The sequence below is a fragment of the Leptolyngbya sp. AN10 genome (assembly GCF_050565645.1).
Classification (GTDB): domain Bacteria; phylum Cyanobacteriota; class Cyanobacteriia; order Leptolyngbyales; family Leptolyngbyaceae; genus Leptolyngbya.
The window spans coordinates 77,759-90,557 of sequence record NZ_JBNXVP010000001.1 but is presented as its reverse complement, the minus strand read 5'-3'; the positions used below and the strand labels follow the sequence as shown (position 1 = coordinate 90,557).

At 44.9% G+C, this 12,799-nt stretch carries 8 protein-coding genes; all 8 read right to left on the bottom strand.

Annotation, left to right across the window (positions count from 1 at the left end; genetic code table 11):
- Positions 1–19: 19 nt before the first annotated feature.
- The 8 genes from ACQ4M5_RS00425 to ACQ4M5_RS00390 all read right to left on the bottom strand — a co-directional run bounded on the left by ACQ4M5_RS00425 (position 20) and on the right by ACQ4M5_RS00390 (position 12,771).
- A complete protein-coding gene (locus ACQ4M5_RS00425) occupies positions 20–1,426 on the bottom strand; it encodes a GNAT family N-acetyltransferase (protein WP_430673626.1) in 1,407 nt (468 codons plus the stop codon).
- A gap of 482 nt (positions 1,427–1,908) precedes the next feature.
- Entirely contained in the window at positions 1,909–2,403 is a 495-nt protein-coding gene (locus tag ACQ4M5_RS00420; protein WP_430673625.1) for a hypothetical protein, read from the bottom strand.
- 116 nt (positions 2,404–2,519) lie between these two features.
- Positions 2,520–2,855 (bottom strand): hypothetical protein, encoded by a 336-nt coding sequence (locus ACQ4M5_RS00415; RefSeq protein WP_430673624.1) that lies wholly within the window; start codon positions 2,853–2,855, stop codon positions 2,520–2,522.
- A 211-nt stretch (positions 2,856–3,066) separates the two neighbouring features.
- Positions 3,067–3,462: a hypothetical protein gene (locus tag ACQ4M5_RS00410; RefSeq protein ID WP_430673623.1), complete on the bottom strand. Its 396-nt coding sequence runs from the start codon at positions 3,460–3,462 to the stop codon at positions 3,067–3,069.
- A 54-nt stretch (positions 3,463–3,516) separates the two neighbouring features.
- The gene (locus tag ACQ4M5_RS00405) at positions 3,517–5,868 is read right to left on the bottom strand and encodes a DEAD/DEAH box helicase (protein ID WP_430673622.1); all 2,352 of its coding nucleotides are present in this window, start codon (positions 5,866–5,868) and stop codon (positions 3,517–3,519) included.
- Positions 5,869–5,964: 96 nt separating this feature from the next.
- Positions 5,965–6,669, bottom strand: coding sequence for a hypothetical protein (locus ACQ4M5_RS00400; RefSeq protein ID WP_430673621.1), 705 nt, complete (start codon positions 6,667–6,669; stop codon positions 5,965–5,967).
- Positions 6,670–6,939: 270 nt separating this feature from the next.
- Positions 6,940–8,127 (bottom strand): metallophosphoesterase, encoded by a 1,188-nt coding sequence (locus ACQ4M5_RS00395; protein ID WP_430673620.1) that lies wholly within the window; start codon positions 8,125–8,127, stop codon positions 6,940–6,942.
- A 318-nt stretch (positions 8,128–8,445) separates the two neighbouring features.
- The gene (locus tag ACQ4M5_RS00390; RefSeq protein ID WP_430673619.1) at positions 8,446–12,771 is read right to left on the bottom strand and encodes a strawberry notch-like NTP hydrolase domain-containing protein; all 4,326 of its coding nucleotides are present in this window, start codon (positions 12,769–12,771) and stop codon (positions 8,446–8,448) included.
- Positions 12,772–12,799: the final 28 nt, after the last annotated feature.

The following is a 12,799-nucleotide window of genomic DNA, read 5'->3' as shown; positions in this document are numbered from 1 at the left end:
GTGCAAGAAGCTAGAAAACCTATCCGGCTGCTGGTTGATGAGCCAGTGGATTCGGATCGGTGTGGCAGACTTGCAGACTGTCTAACCAAGCGCTGAGATTATGTAGCACTCGATAGTTGCGGCTGTTACGCAGCAGTGTAATGTCTTCGCAAAATCTACAGCTATGTCCAGTACTCCTTTTCAATTCCTCGAAGCCGACTTGAGTCGTTGCAACTCCTCGACGAACTGTGATGTGGATCTGAGGATGATGCGGCATAAAGACATTACCAAACCCTGCTGCTTTCCAGAAAGAGCTTGAGTCTAAGGAATGAGGAATGGTTTGGTTCTTTATTAATTGTGCTAGGCTATTTGGTCCGCCGATGCCAAAACAGTGCAGAGTCATGTGGTGTTCTCGGGCTAGAGCATGCACTTCTTTGAATAAAGCAAGGCTTTGCCGAGAGAGGGTATTTATACTGCCATTTGGACCGCATGTTCCCCAGGAGCCAAAGCCAATTCTTTCAATTCCTAGACGGCTGTATGTTTCGACGCACTGGTGGATCTGTTTGAGTGTGCGTCCTTGTACCGGACCAACTGCTCGTTGCTGAATTTGTTCTGGCATTTTGGTAAAAAACTGCTCACAGTGGTATAGGGTCTGTTGAACTTTGTACTCAACGTCACTGGGTTGATCGCTGCTCAAAGGAACAATGTCTGGCAGCACGAAATGATCTGCCCAAGCGTTTTTTGGGTAAAAGTTGCTGATGAATTCGAGCAGTTCTGCATAATTAATTTTGCCCTGTTGAACTTGATACGCTCCTGAGTCAAGCCAAATCGTTGAGATACCGTTATTTGGATTGTCTTTCTGCGATCGTAGATAAGTGCTCGTTGCTGAGCTGCATTGAATCGGAGAATAGATAATCTGCTCAAACGGAAACCGGGTGTCTGCACTGCTATTCCATAGCTGAATTAGCGACTCAATTTCGGACGGAGAGGCTGTTAGTGAAGCAATAAATGACGGGCGATCCGGAGTAACCGCCAGAATATTTCGCTGCCAGATAACCAGACTGTGTCTTTTTCCAGACTCAATGTTTGCTCGATAAAAGCCGGATCGAGCATAGAAACCGTTAGCGGATAAATGAATCGGACATTTTAGCCGTAGCAGTCGTATTCCCTGCTTTCGTGCGAGTTGTTCCCATTGCTCGATCAGTTGTTTACCGATGCCCTGTCGTCGATGTTGAGGATCCACGCAGATCTGGTGCAGTGTTGAAATAGAATCTCGCCGATGGTGAAACCGTAAGAATCCGTGTGGATGAATCAAGATTTCCTGGTGGCGAACTGCTTGTTCTAGAATAGATCGTTCGGTGAAACTGAGTTCTTTACGATGACGATCTGCAAGCGCTTTGATCTGAGGGAGATGTTTTACTTCTGCAAAGATAAGATCGGTACTCATGAATTGGAATGATTGAAGTAAACCGAGGAGGGTTGTTGTGTCCGCCAAATGGAATGAACATCCGCCGTGGAAACCGACTGCCTACCTCTGTGTCTTTCCGGTAAGACAGCGTTAATTTTAGGGTTGGCCAGCCGTAGCTGCAAAGTTTTTCTTTGTTAGTAGCTTTAATAATAATCACACCTAAAAATTGTGTAGCGGCAAGGATTGTAACCGTTATCTGCTACTCTAATTTGGTTGCTACAGTTGTCGCCAACCTGCAGCGGCTGTGTCCCATTTTGTTGAAAACTAAGATTGGCGCGGCAGACCTAAGTCTCCCTGGCGGTAGCCAGAAAAATAGAGCCTTTTTTAGTCCTCGTCCAGGTTAATGCTACTCAAATTCGTGTTTTTCATTGAGACAGAAGCATGAAAATTAGTGCTGCCTTCGATCTCAAATGATTACGAACGCTTTCTTCAGCAGAAAAAACAATTGCTTTTGTCGTAAGCTAGTTTCCAAAATGAGAGTGGTTATGTTTTCTCCACTCCTGTAGTGAAATAAGCGGAATTGGGACATTCTGGCGGTCTTGATGCTCTAGATCCATCTGAGTGACTTCAAACAATCCAGGAATCATGTTTAGTTGTAAGACTTCAGTTTCTTTCCCCTTGTAATTCAGTTCTGGTGCTTCTGTAAGCCTAAAGATACCAGAGGGAAATTTCTGATTTGCTGGGCTGAGAGGACCATTTAGGGCATAGTCAATCTGATATCGATTGCCTTGATTGGACGTGATTTCAATCCACCAATGTGGATAAATTTGATGATGATTCCAGTACGCGGATCCGCCGTAGCACTGATGTGGAATTTCTGAAAGGGTTAATATTGTGTGAATAATTTGGCTCTTTCCGTCGCAATCGAGTTTGAGTGTGAGACAGGGGGCGAAGAACTGTCTAAGATCGCTCAGACAGCAGTCTTGGAAGAAATCCTCTAGCGCTGTTTCCATCATGTCAACTTGAATGTCACCGATTCTGTTTGCATTGTATCAGACAGAATTGGTGACATTCGCAGCACACTGGTTGTTCTCCCATCGCAGGTTGTGTTTCTCGAAGACCTATCTGTGGGTTAAAGGTTGATAAAGTCTGGGTGTGGGATTGATTGCGTGTCGATTAGGCAAATTTGTATCTTTTCTCCTCGAATGAGTTGAGCGGCGGTGCGCCGAGGATATTCAGTGAAGTAAGTTCGGATGCTGTTGCGGGGTAATCCCAAGTCGTCTGAAGTCCAGTGCGTGTTGACATCATTTTCTTCAAGCAAAAAATGACAGTTTTGGTGTTTTATATAAAAGCCGATTAGTCCGTGGGACGGTTTTAAGGTGAAGGTCAATCCAGACATTAGTTGCTCTGGGCTAATCACAATTTCGAGCAGTCTGGGTTGAGAAATCGTAGCAATGGGTTGAGACATAGGGGGGTTATTGTTGAGGTGAAAAAAGTATAAGGCAGTTTTAGCTTGTAGTTGAATTGGTGTTTTTGATCTCGATTGAACGACTTCTCTGCAACTTCCTTGGTTATTGTTGCCAATATTCAGGGGTGCAAACATAAATGAAGCGGCGATCTCAAACTGCCTGGATTTTGTTCTTCAAGAAAATACTGTCTTCTTCCAAACCTCTAGCTAGTTACAGTTTCTTGAACTTTGATTTTGCTCGTCGGTAAATTTCAGATTGAAATGGACTATGAAATTTGACGGCATGACCAAATGAATTTGGGGTTTCTCTAGACGAATTTGGGTTCTCTGAAGTGTGGATTGGTTCTAATTCCCCGACGATTCGAAATCCTTTTTCATCTTGCTCGACGGCAATCCAGGTTTCGCCGCCGTCGAGTGAAATAAAGTGGTAGTGTTCTAGCTCCGGCGTTTTGCCTTGTTTCTCGCGCCAAAGATTTTCATAGAACGCAAGTCTTTTGATCTGAGATCGCGTCTTTCTTAAGGCTTGCTTTTTTCCCCACACAAAGCCACAGGTAATGCTGATGCTCACTCCAGCGCAAACAGATAGGACAATGAGAAATACTTGCATGATCTTGACCTTCAAAATAACAGAAATAGTAACCTCTACTCCTAAAGTAAAGCTTCATCGAAAGACTTCCCAGTCTAAACTTGTTTTCCACCAGAGTTGGTAGACATCGAAGGATGCACTCTTACCTGTGTTGGCATACTGCAAGGCTTGTGTAAGAACTGGGTCTTTTAAGTGTAAGCCAACTGCTACTTTATGTTTGCAGGGTTGAGTCGAGTCTGCGCCGCAGTCACAAATCGAGATTGGCGATCTGTAGACCCGATGCTTGTCTTCTCCACCTGAAACGACATAGTAGCTCTGATGATCTTCTACATTCAGTTCGTAGGCGCGTCTGAAAACATAAACATCGATCTCTTTTGGCAAAACTGATTTGAGTGTCGGTCGATCGGGAATTTCACCCTGGAAACTGTACGCCGAGTAGTGTTGGCTGATCCAGTTTTCGGCTTCTACTACCCATGTTGCTGCTCGCTTTTCTCCGATTCCTGGAATAGCCGTTAGGGTTTGCGGCTCGGTGAGCGCTAGATCTTCAATATCTTGGACTCCAGCATCAACGAGCGTCCGCGCAGCTTTTGGACCTAACCCTTTAACCAGGGTAAGTGTTGCATTCTGCTCATTTAAACCAGTGACTACCATCTGAGTCAGAATCTGAACTTGCTGTTGTAAACGTCTCTGATGTGCTTCATTTGGGAACTCAAGCACAGGAATTAAGTCCCTTAGAGCCTTTAATAATCGGATCATTTCTTCCTGGATCTGCCCGACTTCGAAGGGGTAGCAGTGACAGAGGGTTGCGGTGGTAGTTTTACTGCCGTTGTGAGTCCAGGTTCTGCAGATATGGGCGATGTTGAAGATGGTCAATACCGCTTTTCCTTTTAGTTCAAGCAGTGTTTCAACATCAGCATTTGGAAGGTCCAGTAGTCGTGAAGGTTCTTTCTGGAGTGCTTCTGCAAAACTTTCTAGATGTTCGTAATCAGGTGAGATGGCTAAACTAAAATCCGGACATCGGGCAATAACAACCAACAAATCAAACAACTCTAGGATGGGTTCTTTTTCAATCATCTGATGAATTATCTTCAGGGTTTGTGGAAGCAGTTGATGTCGATTTGCAATGTGTCCGAGAGCTGTAGCGTTTAACTTGGGCGATTGATCTGAGTTGGATTCATATAAGATTCCAACTTCTAGCATTTCTTCAACGATTTTCTCGATCGCAAGCGGTTGATGTTGGTGAGCAGCGAGCGATTGGCTAAATGCTTGTCTTAGTTGTGTAACGGTAAAACAAAACCCACTGGCAATTTCGACTAAAATTTGCTCGTGGAGATAGTTTGGTAGTCCAGATTGAATTGGCTCAAATTGTCCTTTCGGATATTGCCGTTCAGATTGATAATTCCATTGAGGACAAATAACAACTGCTTTTCCAGGAGTTTGATTTTGGTTGCCCGTTGTCCATCGTCCGGCTCTTCCGGCTCGCTGCCACGCTGTGTTTGTTGTCAAGGGTTTATACTGTCCTTGGCTCCATTGTTGGGCATCATATAAAATCACGGTTTGGCACGGTAAATTGACACCTAGTTCTAGGGTTGGGGTAGCCACTAAAACGTCGATCTGCTGAGTGCGGAATTGCGACTCAATTCGGCGACGATCGTCAAGTTCTAGCCCAGCATGATGAAAGGCTGTTCGGTACCCGGCGTGTTGGATAGTTTTGTTAAGTGATTCTGCTCGCCGTCGCGATTGAACAAAGACGATGATCTGTTCGTTTGCTTTGACGCTGCGATCAATAAATTCAATCGCAACTTCTGGCTTGTGTGATGCCTTTTTGAACAGTCCGAATTCCCACGTTAAAGGAACGGGCCGATGCTTCGACTGGTAATGGACTCCTTGAAGCCAGTCAGCTAGCTCTTCGCGATTTCCAAGTGTTGCAGAGAGTCCGATCACTCTAGCAAATGGATTAAACCTCAAGAAGCGGTAGATTGCTGCTTCTAGACATACCCCTCTGCGACCATTTGAGCGGTCAATTAGGTGAATTTCGTCGGCAATGACAAGCGTAACTTCGCTCAACCAGTTGATCTGTTGTTTCCAAAATCGAAGGCTGATATCAAGTCGTTCTGGCGTTAAGATCATGACCCTGGCAGTGTCTAAAGAAACCGGAGGTTTGACTGAAAAATCTCCAGTGAAAATCCCCACCGGATGTGGAGTAAACGTGTTTTGCCAACTTTCAAAAAGTTCGTTTGCTAAAGCGCGAGTTGCTGACAAATAGATAACGCGATGTCTTTGTTCTAACTGGGACTGAATTGCATATTGAGAGCACTGAGTTTTACCAAATCCAGTCGGGGCTTGAATGATAGCGTTGGTTTTGCCTTCTAAAATCCCGCTTTCAAGCAGGGTTTGTTGGTGAGGAAGTGCGCTTAAAACAATCATAGGGTTACATCCATAGAACGAGCGGCGGAACCTTTGATGTTGTTCCGTCGCCTAAATCGTGCAGTGATACCGCCAAGATAAAGTTGTTATGGGGTATTAAATTTTGCCATCAATAAGATCGATATCGCCCTTAATCATCCAAACAAGATCTACTAAATTTACTTCTTGAGGTGCGTTTGAAAGTAAGTTGAAGTACTCTTGAAAAATTTTTGGTAATGTTTTATCGAGTGGTGGATAAAGATCCGCAAACGTTTTTCCAAAAACCGCTGTGCAGGTCTCGTCTATTCTTTCTGAAAGCATGAAGACCGACCATTCTGTGGTTTGTGGTGTCAGCGTTGGAACAGGTAAATTGTTTTGATCGGATTCCCAATTATATAACCACAACAGGACAGTATCGTGACAGCATCCGAGTTCCCGATGTCCCAGGCTAAAAAAGAGATGTTCGACGCTAATTTCTTGAATGTTGAGATACTGCCAAATCATCTCAAAGGTAGAAGCTAACTCTAAAACAGATTCGTTTTCTACACTGTATGCCTGATAGGGTTTAGAAAGATGAAAAATCCACTGTCCATTTCCGTGATTGACTCCATTTTTCAGATGTTGGCTAATCTGCCTTAGATGGAATCCTTCTTTGCTGTTTGTTGCTTGGGAGCTAGGTAGTGATAGATGAAGAATGGGTACAACCTGGTTTTCTGAAAATGTCGGTCTGGTTTGATCTCTGGTGAAGCTGCTTTTGTTGCTGTCTGTGATGTGGGCAAATCGGGAAATTGTATCTGTGGGACCATGAAAATAGCGCTTCATAATAAGGATCTGGATGGTAATTTGAGGTTGCGCGTGAAAAGGATGTGGTATGGAGAGTCAGAGTGGCGATTTAACCTAGTTGGGAACGAGAAAATTGAGTGATTGTCTCAGAAATTTGGATTGGTGATTGATTTAGCTTGTGGAATACAAGCCAGTGTTCGATTGCCTAGCAGCAAGTACATTCATTCCAGCGGAAATACTACTAAAGAAGCAGAAAACCCGCATTTGTAGACTTTAGCTGCTCTTGTTGTTGATTTCCACGAGCGACTTCTAATCGCTGTTCTCTGTTAAAATTAAAAGCTTCCACTGCCACGCGAACTGTTCCCAGTGTTGACGCTTGGTTGTTGAACGCTCTAGTAAATCTTCCAGATTGTTTGGTAGTGTTTCAGTTGTAAGTTTGGAAATAAACTCAAGGTCGATCGGATAGTAGCCTTCTTGAAAATCAGCATAGCTCTGATTACAATCAACTCCCAAAACCTCCTTTAACTGTTGCCGATACTTGATCAGCGAATTTAACGTTGGTTCACCTGCAGTTCCAATGTTCGATGCCCAATAGTAGTCGCTTAGCGCCTTCATGTTATCGAATATGCGCTGTGTGGTTCTGAGCTTTGATGCAAACAGGTAATGCTCGTGAACGGCTATTCCTCCAGTTTGATGGCGAATTGCTAACCATTCGCGACCGAAGTTGAACGGAAACCACTCGCGATTTGATTTGAACGAAGGCGCGTTAGTAATGATTTGTGGGTTGACCTCGATCGCCAGAACTAAGGTTGGTAGATCGGAAGGACATAACTCTTTCCACTCAATTGAATTATTCATCGGTTGGATGTTCCTCTTGGTTTTACTGGGTTGCCCACACCTAAGCCTCATTGGATTGATTAGTGTTCTTTTGGTTCTGGATAAGTGCTGATCTGGTTGAGATACCGAACGAGTGCTTGAGAGGTGATGCTGGCTTGCTGATGAAGATGTTGAAGGGTTTCCCAGTTTTCGTCTGACCAGCAAACGGTTTTGCCTCTTTGGGTTCCAGGACCGCCTAGATCTGTTCTCTATAAAGTTGTCAATTTCAAAAAATAACGGTAGTGATTCTAACCAGGTTTGCCAAGCTCTTAAGTCTTTTTCGGGTTGGCAGATAAACTCACCAAAATTTTTGAATCCGAGACTGTGCAGGGTAGCGTTTGCTCCGTTTCCAGGAATTAACCAAGACCGAGCGGCATTGTTTTCTTCGTCGCTGAGCTGCTCTTTTAGTAGCGAGCGAATGACTTGCAGCCACATATCTTCGTGGTTACCAAGCAGGGTTTTTGCCTGTTGGTTTTGTTGTACCCACTCTACAACTGATTTAGAGTCAGTTCCACGATCAATGAGGTCTCCTAGAAAAAAGAGCGGGTCATTGCTGGCTGGACTGGCAAAGTTCAGCAGCGACTGAAGGGCGTGAAAATCACCATGCACATCACCAATCACTAGTTTCATTGTTCTTCTCCGGCTAATGGACAAGGCAGCAGCGGTCGCTTGCCATGAATTTGGGGGATTGAATTGTATATTCAGTTTTCAGAGTGCAACTTGGTTTTGCTATTGTAGGGTCGTTGAGATGTTCACTAGAAAAGTTCTTGACCGAACAATACTAGTTGCTGAGTAAAGTGTTGAAGATTGCTTCTGATTCTCTGCTTACTGCACAATAGCAAGCGCCGCTCTGAACCAGCTAAAAGTTAACCAATTTGAGTTGCTAAACCGATGATTTTTCGCTCGATGATAGAGCCAGGTTAGCCTGGCTCTACCCTGTTACAGCATTTTACGAATTTGTTCGACGATATTTGCTCCTTGTTCGTTAGTGGGAATGAAATAACGCGTTTTCCATTCAATAACTTCAGCGAAGACCCCAATTGTTTTGAGTTCTGTTCCGATTTCAAAGCTGAGTGCCGAACCTCCTAGTTCAAGTCGATGCTCACCCCGAACGCGAACTTTGCGGAGCTGTAGGTTTGGCGCGATCGTGATGTTTTTGTGTTCTTTGAACACGAGATTGTAGATTTCTGTTCCCGTTAACTGAATTTGTTGAAGTCCCAGTGTTTCGGCTAGCTGGGTCATCTTATCTGCTTCAACAATCCGTCCCAACAGTTTTTCCTGGGTCTCCAACTGAACGCGAAAGACCTGAACGGAGTCAGAATCGAGATAATTCCAGATTGGCAACAGTAGTCCGCAAATTAAGAACAAGCGATTCGATGAAAACTCAGGAATTTTGTTGGCTTCATTATCCCAACGCTCTTTCCAGAGTGATTCGCTGGATTCATGCCAACATGAGTTTTCAAGTTCACTGATCGGGATGCGAGTCTTATTGCCTGCATAAATTAGTTCAACTCGGTCGATAACAGCTCCGGTATCCAGGTTGATAGTGGTGGGTGCAGGAACGCAGACGCAGGCGCGTTTGCTGCGTTGATTAACCAAAAGTTTTCCTCCAATAATTGCTTTAGCTTCTTCACTCGTTCTGACAAAGGTGCGTTCGAGTTTTTCAATTTGGGCACAGTAGGTTTGTGCACCATTGGGGTGAGTGTAGATCGTTTCCTTTTTGATCACTCGTAGTTTCTCTGCTGTTAAGGTTTCGACTCCCTGATCGAATCGCCCAGTTGCGATCGCGGATTCAACGTTACTGTCGATCAGCAACTCAAAGTATTCAAACAGCGAGTTTTGTAGATTGATTGGTAGCGCTAGAATCCGATTGAGAAAGGTTGAAATTTTTGGCAATTCGTCTTTTAATCTTCCTTGCTCGGTCATTAGTTGAAGACCAGTGCTAGACTCAAACAGCGCAAGAGTACAACATTGGACTTTTCCGTCTGCTAGGTGACTAAAAAAGGTTTCAAGCGCTGCTTGAGCATACACAGATTCAAGATCGTCGCGTGGGTTAAATAGTCCTTGCCCACCGGTTTGCCTTTGTCCTCGGCTTAGCGCTCCTAAAGCATTCATGCGACGAGAAATGGTGGATAGGAATCTCCGTTCTCCGCGCACGTTTGTAACGACGGGTCGAAAGATAGGTGCGTATAGTTGATTACTTCGGTTTGATCGTCCCAGTCCTTGGATAGCATTTTCTGCTTTCCAGCCAGATTGCAAGAGATAATGCTTTCTACGTCTGGTGTTGAGGCAGTTAAGATCAGCGTGATAGCTTGCACCCGTCGATCCCGCATCGCTAAATAACAGTATATGCTTTTTGTCGCCCTGAAATGCATCAACTTCCGTAATGTTACTTGAAGCAGAACGAGAGGCAACATACAGTCGTCCGCTGGATTTGTCGCAGAGAATCCGGCGACTTCTTCCGGTTACTTCCGCCACTATGTCTTCGCCGAAGTGGTGTAGAATCTGGTCGAGCGCACCGTTAACTGGAGGAAGCGTACCGAGTTGTTCAATCAATCGATCTCTTTGTTCGACAAGCTCTCGACAAATGACCGAATTACCATTGGTATCTTTGACGAGTCGTGACTTAAGTTCTCCATCTTTGCTGGTATATTTTTCATAGAGCTGCGTGGGAAATCCTCTTGCTAAATATCGCATCAGATATTCGCGAGGCGTGATGTCGATGTGAAGATCATTCCACTCCTCGACCGGAATCTCGGCAAGCCGTCGTTCCATCAGTTCTTCGTTTGTGGAGACCAGTTGAACAATAATGGCGTAGCCATTTTCGAGGTCCTGCTCGAATTCCCGAATCAGCATTGGACATTTCATCGAGGTAATTAATCCTTCGAAGAAGCGCTGCTTCAAGCTTTCAAAAATTCCGATCGCAACTCGTTTCGCATCTTTGTTGAGTGTTTTTCCCTGGCTATTTGTGATATTGCTAAGCTCCAGTGCTCTTTCTAGATTCTGGTGAATGATTTGGAAAGCGTAAGCATAGCGATTGTAGATCTCAATTTGTGCCTCGGTTAGCTCGATCTCGAGCGGCTCGTAGTCGACCCCATCGAAGCTTAGATTTCTGGAAAAGTAGAGTCCTAATGCTTTGAGATCACGGCAGACGATTTCCATGCTGGCGACTCCGCCACTTTCAATTTTCTCGATGAAGTCGTCTCTTGTTGGAAATGGAAAATCTCCGCTACTCCAGAGTCCCAAACGGTTTGCATAGGCTAGATTGGCAACTCGGCTAGCGGCAGTCGCTGAAGCATAAACAATCCGGGCATTTGGTACCGCGTTTTGCAGTTTTAAGCCTGCGATGCCTTGCAGTGAGGCATTTCCTCCACGCCCGGTTCTTCCTGCTGCATTTCCTAAAAGATGAGATTCATCGAATAAAATCACACCGTCGAATCGAATTCCCAGCCAATCAATAATTTGCTCTAGTCGTGATTTTTTGTCTGGTTTTTCTGGACTTCGTAATGTTGCGTAAGTTGTAAACAAAATTCCATGTTTGAGTGTGATTGTGTCTCCCTGTTTGAATTTGGATAGTGGTATAATATCGTTTGTCTCTCCGCCTAGCGCACACCAGTCTCGTCGGGCATCGTGAATCAGTTTCTCGCTTTTGGAGATCCAGATTGCTTTGGTTCTTCCTCGGCAAAAGTTATCAAGCGCAATACTTGCAAGTTCTCTTCCTTTACCGACTCCGGTACTGTCGCCACAAAAGACTCCTCGGCGAAACTGCACGGCTCCGTGAGCATCTTTGGTTGTAAGAATAACCTTTTCCCAGTTGTTTTCTACGCGATAGTGTCCTTTGAGATACTCGCTGTGGGCTTCTCCAGCATAGATAAGAAATTCGAGTTGAGCTTCTGAAAGGACTCCGTTCTCAACAATGCCAATGGGTAAAATCGGTTGATAGGTTGGGCAATGGGGACTGATCGAAGAAAGCGCGATCGATTCGCATAAGAGGCTTGGATGAGGATGTGCGTTTTCGATGCGAATTCGTTTTGGTGCGTATGTTTCATAAAGGGTGTCTCCCATATCTACTGTAAGCGATGGGGTTTTCAACACTTCGTATTTGATCGGCTGTGTGTCTTGCTGGGCGATTCTCGGGATGTCGCCAAATTCTGCCTTGGTAGGGCAAGTTTTCAGGTGAATTGGTTTTCGGGGCAGTGAGGACGCTTTCTTTTCTCTAAATTGAATTGTTCCTCGTGCAGGTAGCGCTGACAGTTTTTCAATCTCATCTGCATCGAATGATTTGGCTTTGATTGTTTCCCCATTCCGATGAATTAAACAACGTTTGAAGCTCAACTCGGTTTCTAACGTGGAAAATGCGTCAGACGGAACTTTATCGATTACGAGCAATCGTGTGTCCAGGGTGACTCCATGTTTGTAATAAGCTCCGCCCGTAATCAAAGCGTTCAAACGAATTTGAAGGGGCTGAATGTCTTGGAAGGCTCGATTCCAGCTAGGACTCTCGGGGGTGAACCAAGAAGCTGCGATGAGCACCATGCGTCCGCCCGTTGTTAATCGTAGTAGTGCCGAACGAATATGATCTGCAAGAGCGAGTGGATTTCGTCGATCGAAGTTCGGTGAAGCAGAAAACGGAGGATTGATCAAAACCAGGGTTGGCTCGATCGTGTCTGATAAGTAGTCGTGGATTTGCTCTGCATTATGAGAATAAACGGTTAAGCCTGGGAATAGCTTTTTGAGTAGTAGTAATCGACGCTTGTCGATTTCGTTCAGAACCAATCGCGATCCGAATAGTTCTGCAAATCCTGCCAGAATCCCTGTTCCTGCCGAAGGTTCGAGCGTCCAGTCATTCTGGGTAATCTGGGCGCAGAGCGCCGCTAAATAGCCAATTTGAGGAGGAGTTGAAAATTGCTGAAGCTGTATGCTTTCCTGAGTTCGGACGCTGTGGGTTAGTCCCATCTTTTCGATGATCGCAAGCAGAGGCATTACGTCGGATGAAGGCGCTAAAAATGCCTTTTGGTTTTGTTTTAGTAGGTGAACAAATGCACATTCTTGTGCTTCGGTTGCGTCTTTCCAGTTCCAATAGCCAGAAGCATCGCTGCCTCCGAAAGCATGATTCATCCATCTGCGTACGCTGTTAATTGTGAGCGGTTTTTGTTCCCAAAGATGCTTTTGAATTTGACTTGAGACCTGCAGGCTGGCAACTTCGTAAGGAACAGTGAGGAAGTCCCGCATCTGAAAGAGTTCGATCTGGGCTGTTTGTGACATGATGCGTAATGTGTGATGGCACGATTGG

Coding starts and splice junctions, on each gene's coding strand:
- ACQ4M5_RS00425 (WP_430673626.1), bottom strand. CDS start 1,426: ATGAGTACCGATCTTATCTTTGCAGAAGTAAAACATCTCCCTCAGATC.
- ACQ4M5_RS00420 (WP_430673625.1), bottom strand. CDS start 2,403: ATGATGGAAACAGCGCTAGAGGATTTCTTCCAAGACTGCTGTCTGAGC.
- ACQ4M5_RS00415 (WP_430673624.1), bottom strand. CDS start 2,855: ATGTCTCAACCCATTGCTACGATTTCTCAACCCAGACTGCTCGAAATT.
- ACQ4M5_RS00410 (WP_430673623.1), bottom strand. CDS start 3,462: ATGCAAGTATTTCTCATTGTCCTATCTGTTTGCGCTGGAGTGAGCATC.
- ACQ4M5_RS00405 (WP_430673622.1), bottom strand. CDS start 5,868: ATGATTGTTTTAAGCGCACTTCCTCACCAACAAACCCTGCTTGAAAGC.
- ACQ4M5_RS00400 (WP_430673621.1), bottom strand. CDS start 6,669: ATGAAGCGCTATTTTCATGGTCCCACAGATACAATTTCCCGATTTGCC.
- ACQ4M5_RS00390 (WP_430673619.1), bottom strand. CDS start 12,771: ATGTCACAAACAGCCCAGATCGAACTCTTTCAGATGCGGGACTTCCTC.